Genomic DNA, 16907 nt, shown 5'->3' with positions numbered 1-16907 from the left:
TCGGAACGGCCGTAGGGCGGGTCCGGCGGCGGCGCGAACCTGGTTGGCTGGGAATCGTTGGAGAAGCGGCCTGTTGTCTCGCGTTGTCAATGCTGTAAGGGTTTTCCGGCCTTCGAGCTGTGGGGAGGGTCACGTCGGCATCGTGAGACCAGTGTTCAACTGGACTGCTTTTTGGGCTTACTCTGAAAGCACGCCCCCGCCGCCGGAGCCGACGGGCCAGCGGGCCATCTTCCCGCGCCTGAAAACACCCACCTGCACCCCAGGGAGTGACCGTGCCGAAACTCGTGTACGACTTCGCCGAAGGCAACAAGGACATGAAGGACCTGCTCGGCGGGAAGGGCGCGAACTTGGCCGAGATGACCAATCTCGGCCTGCCGGTGCCACCCGGCTTCACCATCACCACCGACGCCTGCCGCGCGTACCTGGAGACCGGTGCGGTGCCGGCCGAGCTGGCGGACGAGATCGACCACCACGTCGACCTGCTGCAGCAGAAGATGGGCAAGAAGCTCGGCCAGGCCGACGACCCGCTGCTGGTCTCGGTGCGCTCCGGTGCCGCCGCGTCGATGCCCGGGATGATGGAGACCGTCCTGAACGTCGGCCTCAACGACGACTCGGTGAACGGCCTCGCGCACCAGTCCGGCAACCCGCGGTTCGCCTGGGACGCGTACCGGCGGCTGATCCAGATGTTCGGCAAGACCGTGCTGGACATGGACGGCGAGGTGTTCGAGCAGGCGCTCGACGCCGCCAAGGAGGCCAAGGGCGCGCGCACCGACCTCGACCTCGACGCCGACGACCTGAAGGCGCTCGTCGAGACCTTCAAGCAGGCGGTCCACGAGCGCACCGGCCGCGAGTTCCCGCAGGACCCGCGCAGCCAGATGGACCTCGCCACCGAGGCCGTGTTCCGCTCGTGGAACTCGGACCGCGCGATCCTCTACCGCCGCCAGGAGCGGATCGCGGCCGACCTCGGCACCGCGGTCAACATCTGCTCGATGGTGTTCGGCAACCTCGGCATGGACTCCGGCACCGGCGTCGCGTTCACCCGCGACCCGTCGACCGGGCAGCCCGGCGTGTACGGCGACTACCTGCAGAACGCCCAGGGCGAGGACGTCGTCGCGGGCATCCGCAACACGGTCCCGCTGGCGGACCTCGAGCAGATCGACAAGACGTCGTACGACGACCTGATGAACATCATGGCCACGCTCGAAGGTCACTACCGCGACCTGTGCGACATCGAGTTCACCGTGGAGCGCGGCAAGCTCTGGATGCTGCAGACCCGCGTCGGCAAGCGCACCGCGGCGGCCGCGTTCCGGATCGCGACCAGCCTGATCGACGAAGGCGTGATCGACACCGACGAGGCGTTGCGGCGGGTGAAGGGCGCGCAACTGGCGCAGCTGATGTTCCCGCGGTTCGACGCCGATGCCGCGAAAGACCCGGTGACCAAGGCGATCGGAGCGTCGCCGGGCGCCGCGTCGGGCAAGGTCGTGTTCACCTCGGCGGCCGCGGTCGAGGCGGCGGAGAGCGGCGAGAAGGTGATCCTGGTCCGCCGGGAGACGAACCCCGACGACCTGCACGGCATGATCGCGGCGCAGGGCATCCTGACCAGCCGAGGCGGCAAGACCTCGCACGCGGCGGTGGTCGCGCGCGGCATGGGCAAGACCTGTGTCTGCGGAGCGGACGAGCTCGACGTGAACGTTGCCCAGGGCACCATCAAGGTGAACGGCACGGTGATCGAGGCCGGCGAGACGATCTCGATCGACGGCACCACCGGTGAGGTGTACCGCGGCGAGGTCCCGGTCGTGCCGTCGCCGGTCGTGCAGTACTTCGAGGGCACGCTGGCGGCGGATGCCGGCGACGAGCTGGTCGCGTCCGTGCACCGGCTGATCTCGCACGCGGACGAAGTCCGGCGGCTCGGCGTACGGACGAACGCGGACACCGCGGACGATGCGGCGCGGGCGCGGCGGTTCGGGGCCGAGGGGATCGGGTTGTGCCGGACCGAGCACATGTTCCTCGGTGAGCGGCGGGAGTCCGTCGAGCGGCTGATCCTCGCGGACAACGACGCGGACCGGGAGGCGGCGCTGGCGGAGCTGGAGCCGTTGCAGCGCGGGGACTTCCTGGAGTTGCTGGACGCGATGGACGGGCTGCCGGTGACGATCCGGCTGATCGATCCGCCGCTGCACGAGTTCCTGCCGTCGATGGAGGAGCTGGCGGTGAAGGTCGCGGTGGCGCGCGAGCGCGGCGAGGAATCGGACCACGACACGAAGCTGCTCGCGGCGGTCGAGCGGCTGCACGAGCAGAACCCGATGCTCGGCCTGCGCGGCGTACGGCTCGGCTTGGTGATCCCGGGCCTGTTCGCGATGCAGGTCCGCGCGATCGCCGAGGCGGCCGCCGAACTGCGCGGCCGGGGGAAGGATCCGCGGCCGGAGATCATGATCCCGCTGGTCGGCGCGGTCCAGGAACTGCACCTGGCCCGCGACGAGGTGGAACGCGTGCTCGCAGAGGTCGGTGTGGACACGGAGATCCCGATCGGGACGATGATCGAGTTGCCGCGGGCCGCGGTGATCGCGGACCAGATCGCGGCGGCGGCCGACTTCTTCTCGTTCGGGACGAACGACCTGACCCAGACGACGTGGGGCTTCAGCCGCGACGACGTCGAGGGCGCGTTCTTCCCGCGCTACCTGGAGAAGGGCATCTTCGCGGTGTCGCCGTTCGAGTCGATCGACCGCGAGGGCGTCGGCGCGCTGGTCCGCACCGGAATCGACCGCGGCCGCGCCGCGAAGCCAGACCTCAAGCTCGGCGTCTGCGGCGAACACGGCGGCGACCCCGACAGCATCCACTTCTTCCACGAGGCAGGCCTCGACTACGTCTCCTGCTCGCCCTTCCGCATCCCCGTCGCCCGCCTGGAGTCCGGCCGGGCGGCGCTGGACTGAATCGCAACTTTGAGCACCCACCAACCGTTTTCGCGGCCTCGATTCGGTTGGTGGGTTCCCAAGGTTGCCGGGCAGCGTGTGGCTGAGCGGGCGACGCGCTGGCGGTCGTGTCGACGCATCACGTCGCGGGTGGGTCGGAGCGGTTCTTCGCGGACGTGCAGTCCTGCTACGAACGCTTCACCGACGACCCGGTGCAGGGCGGGCTGCCGGCTGCGGACGACGTACCGGACGGGTCGGCGGAGCTCGAGCGGTCGGGGAGATTCGGGTCCGTGGAGTGCCGAAGATTCGTGTGGGAGCAGGAGTATTCGCGCTCGGAGTACCTCGAACTCTTGTCGTCGTACTCCGGTCATCGGGCCTTGACAACCGAGCGGCGTGACGGTCTGTACGACTGCATCGGGGCTTTCATCAACCGCGCCGGGGGTTCGATCACGAAGCGTTATCTGAACCAACTGTCAGTAGGAATTTCCTTCACCAAACCCTTGCATACTGCCCCGCGGGACGGTGAGAATATCCGGGCGGGAAGGGAGATCACTCGTCGACTTTCGGGTCTGACCTGAACCAGCCGCTGTGGCGGCTCGTGACTCCCTTTCCCGCACCAAATCCTCTTGTTTTCAAGGCCGTTGTAGAGTTCTGGCCATGGCCCAATTTGTCGTGCAGTTGCGCTTCGACGTCGCCGAGACCGACCGCCGGATGGCGGTCCGCCCGGCCCATCGTGAGTACCTCGCCGCGCTGCGGGAGGCGGGCAAGCTCGTCGCCGCCGGACCGTTCGCCGACCAGACCGGCGCGCTTCTCGTGTACGACGTCGCGGACGAGGCGGAGCTCCGCGACATCCTCGCCAAGGACCCCTACACCCCGGCCGGCGTCTACGAGATCGCGACCCTCGCGGAGTGGCAGCCGCTGTTCCCGTTCAGCTAGGTCCTCAGGCCTCGGCGCTTTCGAGGTCCAGGTGGTCGACGTACGCCCACAGCCAGACGAGGGGAGCGAGGACGAGCTCCGGGTCGTTCTCCTCGTCGGCGATGAACAGCATCGACGCCTCGCCGTTGGTGATGTCCTCGATCACCGCCTCGCACATCTCGAGCGCGATGTCGAACGGCAGCAGCCGCGGCCCGTTCTCCCAGCGCGGCTGTGGAAGTGGCAGCACCGGTGCCTCGTCGGTCCCGTCCAGCTCGACCGACACCTTCTGCAGCTCCTCGTACAGGTCGTACGAGATCAACCCCGCGAGCGGCCGCCCGTCGAGGCCGACCAGGTACGGGTCGTCGGCGCCCTCGCGGAACGCGTCCCGGATGTCCGGCAGCGCCGCCTTCAGATCGGTTGCTTCGAGGTACGGCGCCTCGTCCGGCTCGACGGCCTCCGCCTCGACCAGGCCGCTGCGCATCTGGTCGAACTGGTGCAGCAGCTCGTTGAGTTCGTCGTACGCGCCGCCGCCCGGCGCCTTCTGGGCCCGCGTCTCGAGGTCCCGCAGGTGTTCGACGAGGTCGTCCTCGAAGTGCAGCTCGTACCGCGGCAGGCCGGGCTCGCGGCCCGCGTTGATCTGCGCGACCAGCTGCGTCGACACCGGGCCGATCCGCTCGGCGAGCACCTCGAGCGGCGTCGTCGGCTTCTCCTCGTCGTCGTGCGCGCAGGAGTCGTCCTCCCCCTTCCCGCCGCCGTCCAGCGCGAGCAGCACCTGGAACGCCTGGAAGGACAGCAGCGCCGCGGTCGCCATGGTGCCGTCGCCGATCAGCATCAGCGGGTTCCCGCCGGCCTCGGTGCGACGCAGGTGGTCCGGCATCAGCGTCGCGGCCTGCTCGACGTTCACCTGGCTGGCCAACGACGAGAGCCCGTGGTCGGTGTCCACGCCGAGCAGCTCGACCAGCCGCTCAGAACTCATGTCGAAGTTCGACCGCAGGTAGTACCGCAGCCAGCCGGCGTCGACCGGGTTGGCGAGCAGCTCCGCGATCCGCGCGCGGAAGTCGGCAAGGTCCGCGATCGCCAGCACCACGAGCACCGGCTGGTCGCCGTCCCCGATCACCAGCGGCCGGGTGTCACCGTTCTGGAAGCCGTCGATCACCTGGTGCAGGCTGTCGGCGGCTGCTTCCAGCGGCCACGACTCCGCCTCGAACTCGTTGACCACCGCGGCGGAGGTGTCGTCGGGCATCGTGCGGATCCTCTCCGGGGTGCGGCGGGAGTTGGGGGTAACTGTAGGGGGCGGGCGATTCACGCAGGTCATACGGGGTCACATGGCGCCTGGTCGACCTGGGTACCGGTGGCGGGGTGACATTCGCTACGCTGCCAGCGGCGGGTCGGCACCGCCGTATCTCACATGTGAGATAAGGTCCCGGCCATGACCGATGACTACCTGAGCCGGATCGGAAATCTCATCCGGGACGCCCGCAAGCACCGCGGCTGGACGCAGACGCAGCTGGCGGAAGTGCTGAACACCAGCCAGAGTGCGGTGAACAGGATCGAGAAGGGTCATCAGAACCTCACCCTCGAGATGCTCGCCCGGATCGGCGAGGCGCTCGATTCCGAAATTGTCTCTCTCGGCGGCGGGCCGGTCCACCTCCGCGTCGCGGGCGGCCGGCAACTGTCCGGCGCCATCGACGTCAAGTCGAGCAAGAACGCCGGCGTCGCGCTGCTCTGCGCCAGCCTGCTGAACCGGGGCCGGACGACGCTGCGCAAGGTCGCCCGGATCGAAGAGGTGAACCGGCTGCTCGAGGTGCTGAACTCGATCGGCGTCCGGACCACCTGGCTGAACGACGCCGGCGACCTGGAGATCGTGCCGCCGGCCGACCTGGACCTCCGGTCGATGGACGCCGAGGCGGCCCGCCGGACCCGCTCGATCATCATGTTCCTCGGCCCGCTGCTGCACCGCGAGGACGCCTTCGAGCTGCCGTACGCCGGCGGCTGCGACCTCGGCACCCGCACCGTCGAGCCGCACCTGGCCGCGCTGCGCCCGTTCGGCCTCGAGGTGAAGGCGACCGGCGGGCAGTACCACGCGCTGGTGAACCGGACCATCACGCCGGGCAAGCCGATCGTGCTGACCGAGCGCGGGGACACCGTCACCGAGAACGCGATCATGGCCGCCGCGCGGTACGACGGCGTCACGGTGATCCGGAACGCCAGCCCGAACTACATGGTCCAGGACCTGTGCTTCTACCTCGACCTGCTCGGCGTCCGGATCGACGGCATCGGCACCACCACGCTGACCGTGCACGGCAAGCCCGACATCGACGTGGACGTCGACTACGCGCCGTCCGAGGACCCGATCGAGGCGATGAGCCTGCTCACCGCCGCGATCGTCACCAAGTCCGAGATCACCATCCGCCGGGCGCCGGTCGAGTTCCTGGAGATCGAGCTCGCGCTGCTCGAGGAGATGGGCCTGGAGTACGACCGGAGCCCGGAGTACCTCGCCGAGAACGGCCGCACCCGGCTCGTCGACCTGACCACCCGGCCGTCGAAGCTGCACGCGCCGATCGACAAGATCCACCCGATGCCGTTCCCGGGCCTGAACATCGACAACCTGCCGTTCTTCGCGGTGATCGCGGCCACCGCCACCGGGCAGACGCTGATCCACGACTGGGTGTACGAGAACCGGGCGATCTACCTGACCGACCTGAACAAGCTCGGCGGCCGGGTCAAGCTGCTCGACCCGCACCGGGTGATGGTCGAGGGCCCGACGCACTTCTCCGGCGCCGAGGTGATGTGCCCGCCGGCGCTCCGCCCGGCCGTGGTCACGCTGATCGCGATGCTGGCCGCGAAGGGTACGTCGGTGCTGCGCAGCATCTACGTGATCAACCGCGGCTACGAGGACCTGGCCGCCCGGCTGAACTCGCTAGGCGCTCAGATCGAGACCTTCCGCGACATCTGACGGGACGCCTGACGGGACATCTGAGGGGACACTTGAGGGGACACTTGAGGGGACGTCCGCGTCCTGGAGGAACGCGACCGCTTCGGTGATCACCGCGGGGTCCGAGAGGATCCTGCGGTGGCCGAGGCCGGTCGTCGGCAGGAAGTGGGCGCGTTCGCCGTAGCTCCGGAGGAGCACCTGTGCCTGCCGCGGGTCCACGATGTCGTCCTCGTCGTTGTGGATCACGAGGAGCTCGACCTTCCCGGTGGCCGCCGAGAACCGCGTCCAGATCTGGTCGTCGCTGTCGAAGTACCGGCGCTCGATCTGCCGTCGCAGTTCCCGGTTGATCTTCGGGCCCAGGCCGAGCTGGGCGCAGAACGCGTCGGCGAGGTAGCCGAACTCGGCGACGCCGCTGATCATCACCAGCCGCTGCGCGGCGACACCCTCCCGCACCGCGTACAGCGCGAACAGTGCGCCCAGTGAATGTGCGATCACGCCGTCGAACGGGCCGTGCCGCTCCTCCAGCGCGCGGATGATCCGCTGGTGGCCGAGGATCGACACCACCTCGCCCTCGGAGTCCCCGTGCGCCGGGGCGTCGTACGAGACCGGGCTGTACCCGAGCTCGAGCAGCCGCGTGACGAGCCCCGCGAACCGCGACGCGCGCGACCGCCACCCGTGCACGAGCAGCACCGGGCGCTTGCCGTCGCCCCACGCGTACGTCGTCACATTGTCGACAATCTCCACTCGGGCCGCCTCGTGGACGCTCTGTTCGTCCGGACGGACCTGGCCGCGGGCGAGCGGTCGCCGCCACAGCTTGAACGCGAGCTGTCCGCTGAGTCGCGGTGACAACACTCCGATTGTCTGCAATCCGACGCTGACCAGCTTCTGCATGAGAACCCCTCCGCAAACTATACGAACGGTCGTATTATTAGTTTGCGCCAGCGTAGCAGTCAACGGATTAGGATCGGTGCTCGTGGAGAAGATCGACGGACGGTTGGCGCGCGGTGACCAGACCCGCCGCGCCGTACTGCGTCGTGCGGTCGAGATCGCGTCGGTCGACGGGCTCGAGGGGTTGTCGATCGGACGGCTCGCGACCGAGCTCGGGATCAGCAAGAGCGGGCTGTTCGCGCACTTCGGTTCCAAGGAGGAGCTGCAGCTCGCGACGGTGCGGGCGGCGCGCCGGATCTACGCCGACAGCGTCGTGGTTCCGGCGTACGAGATCGAGCCCGGGCTCGGGCGGGTGTGGGCGCTGAGCCGGCACTGGCTGGAGTACTCGCGGAGCCGGGTGTTCCCCGGCGGATGCTTCTTCCAGAAGGTGTCGCACGAGTTCTCCGCGCGCGAGGGCGCGGTGCAGGAGTACCTGGCCGCCGTACACACCGAGTGGATGGACCTCATCGAGACCGCGGTGGCCGAGGCCATCGAGCGCGGCGAGCTCGCGGGGGACGCGAAGCAGTTGGCGTTCGACCTCAACGCGTACTACGAAGCCGCGAACCTCGCGTCGATCCTGCACAACGACGAGTCGGGTTACGAGCGCGCCCGTCAGGCGGTCAGGTCCCGGCTGGAGGCGGCGCTGGTCCCCGGAACTGCGGCGCCCTGGTGAGCCGCGTCCTCGGCCTCGCGCCGGTGCGTCGGGAGGTCGCGGCGCCGGCGGATCGGTGAGGCGAGGAGGACGAGGCCTGCCAGCGGTACGCCGGTCGTGGTGATCCAGAGCGCCGGAGTCAGCCCGAGTGTCTGGCCGAGCGTCCCGCCGAGGAGCGCGCCGAGCGGGATGGTGCCGTAGTTGACGAAGGCGGTCGTCGCCGTGAGTCGCCCGAACAGCTCCGGCGGGCAATAGGACTGCAGGAACGTCGCCTTGACGACGTTCCCGCCGACCACACCCAGACTCACCCCGAACGCTCCGACCAGGTAGAACCACGGACTCGAACCGCCCAACGGGATCAGCAGCGCGAGTGTCGGCAGCCCCAGCTCACACACCAGCAAGGCTCGCGCCGTCCCGAACCGCATCACCTGACGCCCGACGAGCGCACCGAGGATGCCCCCGCTCGACGCCGCCGCGATCAGCGAGCCGACCGCCCCCGCCGAGAGCCCGGCCTCGCGGACCAGGAACACGACGACGATCGCCTGGTACCCCATCAGCGCAAGGTTCGAGACCGCGCCGAAGATCGTCAGCGTTCGCAGCCAGACGTCGCGCGCAACCAGCCGTATGCCTTCCCGGATCGCCCCGGCCCGGCGAGGAACGTCCGTACGGCGTTCCCGGAAACGGATCGCGCCCAGGCAGAGCAGGGCGACCACGAAGCTCGCGGCGTCGACGAGCAACGCGTTCGCCGCACCGGCGAGCTGCACCAGGAGCCCACCGCACCCGAGTCCCGCGATCTGCGCAGCGGACGCACTGCCGTGCAGTTTCGCGTTGCCCTCCGCGTGATCCGCCGGATCCAGCAGCGTCGGGAGGTAAGCGGTGTACGCCGTCTGGAACACGACCGCCGCCGCGCCGACGAAGCCCGCGACGACCAGCAGCAACTCGATCGTCAGCAGGTCTCCGGCCACCGGAACCGTCAGCAGCAGAAGTCCGGACACGGCGCAGGCGGCGAGCATGACCGGTCGTCGCCGGACCCGATCGATCCACGCACCCGTCGGCAGGCCGATCAGCAGCCACGGCGCCCAGGCCGCCGCGGTCAGCAGGCCGACCTCGAAGGTCGTTGCGTCGAGCATCGAAATCGCGACCAGCGGCAACGTTACCGAGGACGTCGCGCTGCCGAACCGGTTGACCGTCTCGCCGATCCAGAACAGCCGGAAGTCGCGATGCGACCGCAGCAGGCTCATGAGCGACGCGGGAACGACTGCAGCTGGACGATCACGCGCTCGGCGCCGTCGGCGGCCTCGGCCCCCGTGTAGCGCTCGATGACCGCACCGAGCTCCTCGTTGAGGCTGTGCAGCTGCTCCGGCGTCAGCCGCAGGTCACGCCAGTCCGAGAGCCCGGCGGCCTGCTGCCATTCGGCCGGCCAGTCCTCGTCGACGTACGCCCGCACGCGGTCGTAGTACCGCTCGACGAGGTCGCGCAGGTACACGTCGAGCGCGCGGCGCGTCTCCGGGTCGTCGAGGAACTCGGACGGGTCGAGGACGGTGGGGCCGGGGATCCGCCACCAGCGCTCGCGCTTCGTGCCGCGGTCCGGGTCCTCCTCGAGGTACCCGTGCTCGGCGAGCAGCCGCAGGTGCCAGCTGATCGTCCCGGTGTTCTCGCCGAGCCGCGTCGCCAGCGTGCTGGACGTCGCCGGTCCGTCGAGCTCGATCGCCTCCAGGATGCGCATCCGGAGCGGGTGGGCGAGACCGCGCAGGCTCCGGGCATCGATCCGTCGCATAGATGCAGAGTAATCTCTGCAGAGAAGTCTCTGCAACTGGGAATTGTCGGTGGCGGCACCTAGGTTCGGGGCCATGCGGCCTCATGTGGTGGCTCACCTGGCGGTCTCGCTGGACGGGGTGACGTCGGGATTCGACGTCGACCTCGCGCGGTTCTACGCGCTGGCGACGCTGTGGCAGGAGGACGTCACGCTGATGGACGCCGACACCATCCGGGCCCAGGAGGACGTCGTACGGGCCGCTCCGCGGCGTGGTCCGCGAGCGGACGGGCCGCTGCTCGCGGTGGTCGACGATCGCGCCCGGGTCCGTAGCTGGGAATCGCTACGGGAGCTCGGGTACTGGTCCGGTGTTCTCGCGTTGTACGCCGACCAGACCCCGGCGCGCCCGCTCGACGCGACGACCCGCGAGCTCGTCACCGGGTACGAGGAGGTCGATCTAACCGAAGTACTGGAGGTGCTGGGGCGCCGGGGTGCGCGGACCGTGCGGGTCGACTCGTCCGGGGCGTTGTTGCGGACGTGCCTCACGCTCGGCCTGGTCGACGAGCTCGCGCTGCTCGTGCATCCGGTGCTCGTGGGTGGCGAGCGGTGGTACGACACCCGGCGCCTCCAGCTCCGTCACGCCGGCACGGAGGTCTTCGAGGACGGCGTGATCTGGATGCGGTACTGCGTCACGGCCGGCGGCTGAGGTCGTCGTCGCGGCCAGCCTCGACGCGGGACCACTGCGGGATCGGCCGGCCGTCGGTCGTCAGGCCGCCGGCTTCCCACTCCTGCGGCCAGTCCGCGGGGGAGTCCTCGTAGTCCTCCCGGCGCCCGTAGACGGTCAGGTCCATCAGCGAGTAGCTGTTGTCCATCACCTCGACGCCGCGCCGCGTCGTCCACCAGGTCTCGAAGACGCGGTCGCCGTCGCGGGCGTACGACACCAGGTGCATCATCCCGGTGGTCCGCCCGACGAGGAGCTCGTCGAGCGACGGCAGCGCGGAGTACCACGGCATCGTCCAGCCCATGAATTCGTGGTAGCGCTTGCTCTCGTCGTACGGTCCCTGGCAGAACACCGCGAACGTGATGTCGCGGGAATGCAGGTAGGACAGCTCGCCGACATGCGTCGTACACCAGGTGCAGCCCTGGCACTGGTCGGCGGCGGGGTGTCCGGGATGCCACATGAAGTAGTACGCGAGCAGCTGCTTGCGTCCTTCGAAGGCGTCGAGCAGCGTCAGCGGTCCGTCGGGGCCGGTCAGTTCCAGGTTCGCGTCGACCTCGACCATCGGCAGCCGCCGGCGGGCCGCGGCGATCGCGTCACCCTCGCGGGTGTGCGCCTTCTCGCGGACCCGGAGCTCTTCCAGTCGCGCCTCGAAGGTGGCGCGGTCGGCAACCTGGGGCAGCGGTGTGTCAGCCGGTGTGTCAGCCATGGTCATGGCACTTCCTTCCGTCGATTCCGTGGTACCCGGGTACGTCGGAACCGACGCGAGCTCCTTGACACGCGTTCACGGAAATGTCGGTGCTCGTCGCTAGATTGAGAGGTGATGAGGAAGCAGCATGAGGGGTACGACGAGCACGACGCGGAGCGCTGGGTCGCCGAGCCGGTCAAACGGCCCGGGCGGACCGCGTTCGCGCGTGATCGGGCGCGCGTGCTGCACAGTGCGGCGCTGCGGCGGCTGGCGGCCAAGACGCAGGTCGTGACGGCCGGTAGCGACGACTTCGTGCGGAACCGGTTGACCCACAGCCTCGAGGTCGCGCAGATCGGCCGCGAGCTGGCGGCCACGCTGGGCTGCGACCCGGACATAGTGGACGCCGCGTGCCTGGCGCATGACCTCGGGCATCCGCCGTTCGGGCACAACGGCGAGCGGGCGCTGGACCAGGTCGCCGCGGACATCGGCGGCTTCGAGGGGAACGCGCAGACCCTGCGGCTGCTGACCCGGCTGGAGTCGAAGACGTTCGACGCCGACGGCCGCAGTGTCGGGCTGAACCTCAGCCGCGCCACGCTCGACGCCTCGACGAAGTACCCGTGGCCGCGGCGTCCCGGGGAGCGCAAGTTCGGGGTGTACGACGACGATCTCGCGGTCTTCACCTGGTTGCGGCCGGGCGTGGGGGAGCGGCGCTGCCTCGAGGCGCAGGTGATGGACTTCGCCGACGACGTGGCGTACTCCGTGCACGACGTCGAGGACGGGATCGTCGCTCATCACATCGAGCTCGCCGCGGTCGCCGCCGACCGGGCGCCGTACTGGGAGACCGTCCGGCGGATGTACTTGCCGGAGGCAACCGACGCCGAGCTGGACGAGGGCTGGTCGCGGCTGACCTCGCTGAACTACTGGCCGGCCGCGCCGTTCGACGACAGCCGGCGGGCGCTGGGCGGGCTCAAGGACCTCACGTCCCAGCTGATCGGCCGGTTCGCGACCGCGGCGGAGCAGGCGACGCACGCCGTGTTCGGCCGCTCGCGGCTGATCCGGTACGAGGCGGACCTGGTGGTGCCGGACGGGATCCGCACCGAGATCGGGCTGCTCAAGGGCGTCGGGATGTTCCACGTCCTCAACTCGCCGGAGCGCCAGGCCCGCCGCGCCGTCCAGCGCGAACTCCTCACGGAGCTCGTCGAGGCGCTGTGGAAGACCGCTCCCCAGCACCTCGACGCTCCGTTCAAGGCCGACTTCGCGGCAGCCCCGGACGACAACGCGCGCCTCCGCGTCGTCGTCGACCAGGTCGCGTCGCTCACCGACCCGTCAGCCCAGGCGTGGGCTACCCAATTGTGCTGAACGGCAGGGCGAGACCCAGCTTGTTGACGATCGGCTTGTTGGTCTCGCGGATCTGCTGCAGCTCGGCGTCCGAGAGGGCACGCCGGTAGACACGGACCTCGTCGAGCGAACCCCGGAAGCGGTTCGCGCCGTCGACGCGCTGGCCGATGTGCAGGCCGCGCACCCCGAACTCCTTGCCGGCGGTGACCGAGCCCGGCGGCGCGGTCGCGGAGCCGGCGACCACTCCGTCGATGAGCAGCCGCAGCTTGCCGCCGGCGCGTTGCAGTACGACGTGATGCCAGGCGCCGTCGTTGTACGCCGCCGCGGACTGCACGGTCACGTTGAAGCGATCGACCGACAGCAACGCCCGGATCCGCTTGCTCTCCGGCTCCGCGCGCAACCACACCTGCGGCGTACTGCCCGACCCGGTCCGGTACGCCCAGAGGATCGCGTGCGACCCGGTGGTCGCGCCGTACCTGATCCAGGTCATCAGCGTGAAGTCGTCCGCGCCGAGGTCGATCGACGCGTCGTACGGCACCTCGACGTGGTCGTCGACGCCGTCCAGCGCGATCCCGGTCCCGAACTTGCCCTCGGCAACAGTCGCCCCGCCTCGCACGTACGCCGGATTGTGCGCCGGCCCGTCATCAGGTGTCAGCGGCCCCGGCGCCGGCGGTCCCGGGATACCCGGCGGCGTGCCGTTCGGCGTCGACAGGTACGCCTCGTTGAAGCGCGCCCAGCGGATCGACTCGTACGGGCTCGCGACGCCGCCCTCGTACAGCAGCCCTGCCTGGTCGCCGTCCAGCCGGACCATGTCGGAGTACGCCGACGGGCCCCAGTGGAAGACCTTCCCCTCTTCCCAGGTGCCGAACGAGCGCGCCTCGTCGTACGACGACCGCACCGTCATCACCTCGCGCGCCGCCGGATGTGCGGGCGCCGAGAACAGGATCCGGTTCTGTTCGGGGCCTTCGCTGAACCGCACCAGCGCGCCTTGGACGTCGGGCATCTCCAGCTGCGGGAGCGTCCGGAACGGCGCGTCGAAACTCGTGCCGCCGTCGCTGCTCGTCGCGAACGCGCGGTTGCCCGGATCGGTGCCGCGTTCCCGGGCGAGCGCGTAGATCCGCCCGTCGGCCAGCTCGACCACGGTGACCTCCTGCGCGATCACAGTCCCGTCGTCGCGGGAGGTCTGCGCGCCGATGTGCCAGGTCTCGCCGGCATCGTCGGAGTACAACAGATGGGTGCCGTAGACGTGCGGGCCGGTGCCGTCGTACGTCTCGAAGCTCGCGCCGACGACGAGACGGCCGGCGTGCGGACCGTGCTGGAGCTGGATGCCGTGCATCGGGCCGGTCGCGTACCAGAAGTTCCAGTTCGGCAGCTTCGCGTCGGTCAGCTCGCGGGGTGCGGTCCAGGTCGAGCCGAAGTCGTCGCTGGTCTGGACGTACGGGTCGCGGTCGCAGCCGTTCGTGCACGGCTCCGGTCCGTTGTGGGTCGTGACGAGAACGATCCGGCCGGTCCGATTGTCGACAATCGGCACCGGGTTGCCATGGGTGCCGCCGTTGCCGTCGGACACCACCTGGAGCGGTCCCCAGGTCTTGCCGCCGTCGCTCGATCGGCGCAGCACGAGGTCGATGTCGCCGTCGTCTCCGCAGTCCGCGACGCGGCCCTCGGCGAACGCGAGCACGTCGCCGTTTGTCGCGTGCACGACGGCCGGGATCCGGTAGCAGGCGTAGCCGCCGGTCTTCTGCTGGAACGGCACGTTCTCCTCGACGAACGGAACTGCTTCGCCGGACTGGTCGGCAGCAGCGGCAGGGGCGGTGAGGATCGTCGACACCAGTAGGGCGGCGGCCGCGAGAGGGGCTGGTGGGCGTAGTCGCATAGCTCTCCCAGGGAGGACATAGGACGTATGATGTCCTGCGACAAACTAGCCACGCGAGCCGTCTGCGACAAGGGTTCGGCGAGGACTAAGGTTCGGTCATGGCTGATGCAGCGCAGGATTCAGGGCAGATCGTGATCGTCGGTGCGAGCCTCGCGGGAGCGACCGCGGCCGAGACCCTTCGGAAGGACGGCTGGAGCGGTGGCATCGTCCTGATCGGCAGCGAGCAGGCGTTGCCGTACGAGAGACCGCCGTTGTCGAAGGACGTCCTGCTCGGCAAGGCCGAGACCGGCTCGGCGCAGCTGCACGACCAGCAGTGGTACGACGACAACACCATCGAGCTGCGGCTCGGCGCGACGGTGACCGCGATCGACCCGGCCGCGCACACGGTCACCCTCGACGACGGCTCCCAGGTGCCGTACGCCAAGCTCCTGATCGCCACGGGCAGCCGAGTCCGCAAGCTCGACGTACCGGGCGCGGATCTGGAGGGCGTGCACTACCTGCGCACGGCCGAGGAGTCGCAGGCGCTCACCGACGCGTACGCCGCGAAGCCCCGGGTCGTCGTGGTCGGCGCCGGCTGGATCGGGCTCGAGGCCGCGTCCGCGGCGCGTGAACGTGGCTGCGAGGTGACGGTCGTCGAGCCGCAGTCGACCGCGCTCGCCGCCGTCCTGGGCGAGGAGATCGGCGAGCTGTTCGCCGAGTTCCACCGGCAGCACGGTGTGCAGTTCCGGTTCGGGACCGGGGTCGAGGGCTTCGAGGGCACCGGCAAGGTCACCGGGGTCAGGATCAGCGGCGGCGAGGTGCTGCCCGCGGACCTGGTGATCGTGGGCGTCGGCGTCCGGCCGAACACCGAGCTCGCCGAGGAGGCCGGGATCGAGGTCGCGACGCCGGAGAACGACTCGGGCATCGTCGCGGGTGCGGACCTGCAGACGTCGGTCGCGGACGTGTACGCGGCCGGCGACGTGGTGCGCTGGGACCACCCGCTGTTCAACCGCCCGGTCCGCGTCGAGCACTGGCAGAACGCGAAGGACACCGGCGCCGCGGCCGCGAAGGCGATGCTCGGGCAGGACGTGGCGCACGACGCGGTCCCGTTCTTCTTCACCGACCAGTTCGACCTCGGCATGGAGTACGCCGGTGATGTTCCGCGCGGGACGTCGTACCAGGTCGTACTCCGCGGCGACCCGAAGTCCGGGGCCTATGTGGCGTTCTGGCTCGACGACGATCGGCACGTGCTGGCCGGTATGCACGTCAACACGTGGGGCGCGATCGACGCGGTCCGCGACCTGATCCGCTCCGGCAAGCAGGTCGACCCGGCTCGCCTGTCGGACACGTCGGTGGAGCTGTCCGAGGTCTAGAGCGGGTAGGTGACGTACGCGAACGACGAGCTGTCCGGCGACCAGCTCGGCACGTTCATCGTGCCCTGGCCGCCGAACAGACTTGTCAGTTCGCGGACCTCGCCGTCACGCGTGAGCAGTCGCAGGCGTACGTCGTCGATGTCGGCGGGATGGCCTTCGGTGCCGGGCGGGAAGCTCACGTAGGCGATGCTGGACCCGTCGGGGGCCGGGTGCGGGAACCAGTTCACCCGCTCGTCGTCCGTCAACTGCTCGGCGTGCTTGTCGGTGACCCGGATCCGGAACAGCTGCGCGTGGCCGGCGCGCTCGGAGTTGAAGTAGATCCATTCACCGTCCGGGCCGTACTCCGATCCGTCGTCGGCGAACTCGTCGTCCGTCAGCTGGACGTCGGCGCCGCCCGCGGCCGGGATGGTCCAGACGTTGGTGATCCGCCGGTCGCCGGCCCACTCCAGGCCGATGTACGCGAGCGTCGTACCGTCCGGGGACACCCCGTGCAGGTAGTGGTGGAAGCCGGGCCCGCGGTCGTTCGTCACGCGCCGGCCGGGTCCGCCCTCGATCGGCGCCGCGTAGATGTGGCCGTCGTCGGCCGACACGTAGACCGTCCGGCCGTTCGGGCTGACCACGTGGTCGTTGTTGATCGCCGGGACGCCGCCGAGCTCGATCTCCGCCAGGCCGTCCGCCACCCGGAACAGTAACCCGTTGCCGTTCACGAGCAGCGTCCCGTCCGGCAGCCAGTTCGGCGCCTCGAACAGGATCTCGTCCGAGCTGAACACCAGCCGGTGGGTTCCGGCCGCGACGTCGACGACGTACAGCTCGGACCGCTGACCGGGGCGAAGGGTACGTGGCATACCCG

15 protein-coding genes are annotated in these 16907 nt (G+C 69.6%); 8 read left to right on the top strand and 7 right to left on the bottom strand.

Going from position 1 to position 16907, the window contains the following annotated elements; all coding sequences use genetic code 11:
• Positions 1-314 precede the first annotated feature (314 nt).
• From ppdK to ABN611_RS39605, 3 genes are all read left to right on the top strand, one after another.
• Complete coding sequence (gene ppdK / locus ABN611_RS39615) at positions 315-2927, top strand: pyruvate, phosphate dikinase (RefSeq protein ID WP_350281746.1); 2613 nt, start codon at positions 315-317, stop codon at positions 2925-2927.
• A gap of 107 nt (positions 2928-3034) precedes the next feature.
• A complete protein-coding gene (locus ABN611_RS39610; RefSeq protein WP_350277448.1) occupies positions 3035-3484 on the top strand; it encodes a hypothetical protein in 450 nt (149 codons plus the stop codon).
• Between the two features lie 79 nt (positions 3485-3563).
• Complete coding sequence (locus ABN611_RS39605; protein ID WP_350277447.1) at positions 3564-3842, top strand: muconolactone Delta-isomerase family protein; 279 nt, start codon at positions 3564-3566, stop codon at positions 3840-3842.
• A 4-nt stretch (positions 3843-3846) separates the two neighbouring features.
• Here the strand turns inward: ABN611_RS39605 and ABN611_RS39600 are convergent, their stop codons facing one another.
• A complete protein-coding gene (locus ABN611_RS39600) occupies positions 3847-5064 on the bottom strand; it encodes a hypothetical protein (RefSeq protein ID WP_350277446.1) in 1218 nt (405 codons plus the stop codon).
• A 186-nt stretch (positions 5065-5250) separates the two neighbouring features.
• Between ABN611_RS39600 and ABN611_RS39595 the strand changes: the two genes are divergently transcribed.
• Complete coding sequence (locus ABN611_RS39595) at positions 5251-6777, top strand: UDP-N-acetylglucosamine 1-carboxyvinyltransferase (protein WP_350277445.1); 1527 nt, start codon at positions 5251-5253, stop codon at positions 6775-6777.
• Here the strand turns inward: ABN611_RS39595 and ABN611_RS39590 are convergent.
• The gene (locus ABN611_RS39590) at positions 6742-7608 is read right to left on the bottom strand and encodes an alpha/beta hydrolase (protein ID WP_350281745.1); all 867 of its coding nucleotides are present in this window, start codon (positions 7606-7608) and stop codon (positions 6742-6744) included. The two genes, ABN611_RS39595 and ABN611_RS39590, sit on opposite strands and share 36 nt — an antisense overlap.
• A gap of 121 nt (positions 7609-7729) precedes the next feature.
• Between ABN611_RS39590 and ABN611_RS39585 the strand changes: the two genes are divergently transcribed.
• Entirely contained in the window at positions 7730-8356 is a 627-nt protein-coding gene (locus ABN611_RS39585; protein WP_350277444.1) for a TetR/AcrR family transcriptional regulator, read from the top strand.
• On the opposite strand, the gene ABN611_RS39580 is transcribed toward ABN611_RS39585, so the two are convergent.
• Both ABN611_RS39580 and ABN611_RS39575 read right to left on the bottom strand, forming a co-directional pair.
• Positions 8296-9576, bottom strand: coding sequence for an MFS transporter (locus ABN611_RS39580; RefSeq protein ID WP_350277443.1), 1281 nt, complete (start codon positions 9574-9576; stop codon positions 8296-8298). The two genes, ABN611_RS39585 and ABN611_RS39580, sit on opposite strands and share 61 nt — an antisense overlap.
• Entirely contained in the window at positions 9573-10112 is a 540-nt protein-coding gene (locus tag ABN611_RS39575; protein ID WP_350277442.1) for a helix-turn-helix domain-containing protein, read from the bottom strand. The genes ABN611_RS39580 and ABN611_RS39575 overlap by 4 nt, the downstream gene beginning before the upstream one ends.
• Before the next feature lie 73 nt (positions 10113-10185).
• On the opposite strand from ABN611_RS39575, the gene ABN611_RS39570 reads away from it, so the two are divergent.
• On the top strand, positions 10186-10794 hold the full coding sequence (locus ABN611_RS39570) for a dihydrofolate reductase family protein (RefSeq protein ID WP_350277441.1): 609 nt from the start codon (positions 10186-10188) through the stop codon (positions 10792-10794).
• On the opposite strand, the gene ABN611_RS39565 is transcribed toward ABN611_RS39570, so the two are convergent.
• Entirely contained in the window at positions 10778-11521 is a 744-nt protein-coding gene (locus tag ABN611_RS39565; RefSeq protein ID WP_350277440.1) for a DUF899 family protein, read from the bottom strand. The two genes, ABN611_RS39570 and ABN611_RS39565, sit on opposite strands and share 17 nt — an antisense overlap.
• A gap of 108 nt (positions 11522-11629) precedes the next feature.
• Here ABN611_RS39565 and ABN611_RS39560 point away from each other — a divergent pair, with 108 nt between their 5' ends.
• Positions 11630-12853 (top strand): deoxyguanosinetriphosphate triphosphohydrolase, encoded by a 1224-nt coding sequence (locus ABN611_RS39560; RefSeq protein WP_350277439.1) that lies wholly within the window; start codon positions 11630-11632, stop codon positions 12851-12853.
• Here ABN611_RS39560 and ABN611_RS39555 read toward each other — a convergent pair.
• Positions 12837-14705 (bottom strand): sialidase family protein, encoded by a 1869-nt coding sequence (locus tag ABN611_RS39555; RefSeq protein ID WP_350277438.1) that lies wholly within the window; start codon positions 14703-14705, stop codon positions 12837-12839. The two genes, ABN611_RS39560 and ABN611_RS39555, sit on opposite strands and share 17 nt — an antisense overlap.
• 98 nt (positions 14706-14803) lie before the next feature.
• Here ABN611_RS39555 and ABN611_RS39550 point away from each other — a divergent pair, with 98 nt between their 5' ends.
• Positions 14804-16057, top strand: coding sequence for an FAD/NAD(P)-binding oxidoreductase (locus ABN611_RS39550; RefSeq protein WP_350277437.1), 1254 nt, complete (start codon positions 14804-14806; stop codon positions 16055-16057).
• Here the strand turns inward: ABN611_RS39550 and ABN611_RS39545 are convergent.
• Complete coding sequence (locus ABN611_RS39545; protein ID WP_350277436.1) at positions 16054-16902, bottom strand: biopolymer transporter Tol; 849 nt, start codon at positions 16900-16902, stop codon at positions 16054-16056. The genes ABN611_RS39550 and ABN611_RS39545 overlap by 4 nt on opposite strands.
• Positions 16903-16907 lie beyond the last annotated feature (5 nt).

Origin of the sequence: Kribbella sp. HUAS MG21 (assembly GCF_040254265.1) — a bacterium.
Lineage (GTDB): Bacteria > Actinomycetota > Actinomycetes > Propionibacteriales > Kribbellaceae > Kribbella.
Note: the sequence above shows the minus strand (reverse complement) of the source record. Positions and strands in the feature narration are given on the sequence as shown.

Excerpts from the sequence above, each read along its gene's own strand:
- ppdK (WP_350281746.1), top strand. The coding sequence starts at position 315 with ATGAAGGACCTGCTCGGCGGGAAGGGCGCGAACTTGGCCGAGATGACC.
- ABN611_RS39605 (WP_350277447.1), top strand. The coding sequence starts at position 3,564 with ATGGCCCAATTTGTCGTGCAGTTGCGCTTCGACGTCGCCGAGACCGAC.
- ABN611_RS39600 (WP_350277446.1), bottom strand. The coding sequence starts at position 5,064 with ATGCCCGACGACACCTCCGCCGCGGTGGTCAACGAGTTCGAGGCGGAG.
- ABN611_RS39595 (WP_350277445.1), top strand. The coding sequence starts at position 5,251 with ATGACCGATGACTACCTGAGCCGGATCGGAAATCTCATCCGGGACGCC.
- ABN611_RS39580 (WP_350277443.1), bottom strand. The coding sequence starts at position 9,576 with ATGAGCCTGCTGCGGTCGCATCGCGACTTCCGGCTGTTCTGGATCGGC.
- ABN611_RS39575 (WP_350277442.1), bottom strand. The coding sequence starts at position 10,112 with ATGCGACGGATCGATGCCCGGAGCCTGCGCGGTCTCGCCCACCCGCTC.
- ABN611_RS39570 (WP_350277441.1), top strand. The coding sequence starts at position 10,186 with ATGCGGCCTCATGTGGTGGCTCACCTGGCGGTCTCGCTGGACGGGGTG.
- ABN611_RS39565 (WP_350277440.1), bottom strand. The coding sequence starts at position 11,521 with ATGACCATGGCTGACACACCGGCTGACACACCGCTGCCCCAGGTTGCC.
- ABN611_RS39560 (WP_350277439.1), top strand. The coding sequence starts at position 11,630 with ATGAGGAAGCAGCATGAGGGGTACGACGAGCACGACGCGGAGCGCTGG.
- ABN611_RS39555 (WP_350277438.1), bottom strand. The coding sequence starts at position 14,705 with ATGCGACTACGCCCACCAGCCCCTCTCGCGGCCGCCGCCCTACTGGTG.
- ABN611_RS39550 (WP_350277437.1), top strand. The coding sequence starts at position 14,804 with ATGGCTGATGCAGCGCAGGATTCAGGGCAGATCGTGATCGTCGGTGCG.
- ABN611_RS39545 (WP_350277436.1), bottom strand. The coding sequence starts at position 16,902 with ATGCCACGTACCCTTCGCCCCGGTCAGCGGTCCGAGCTGTACGTCGTC.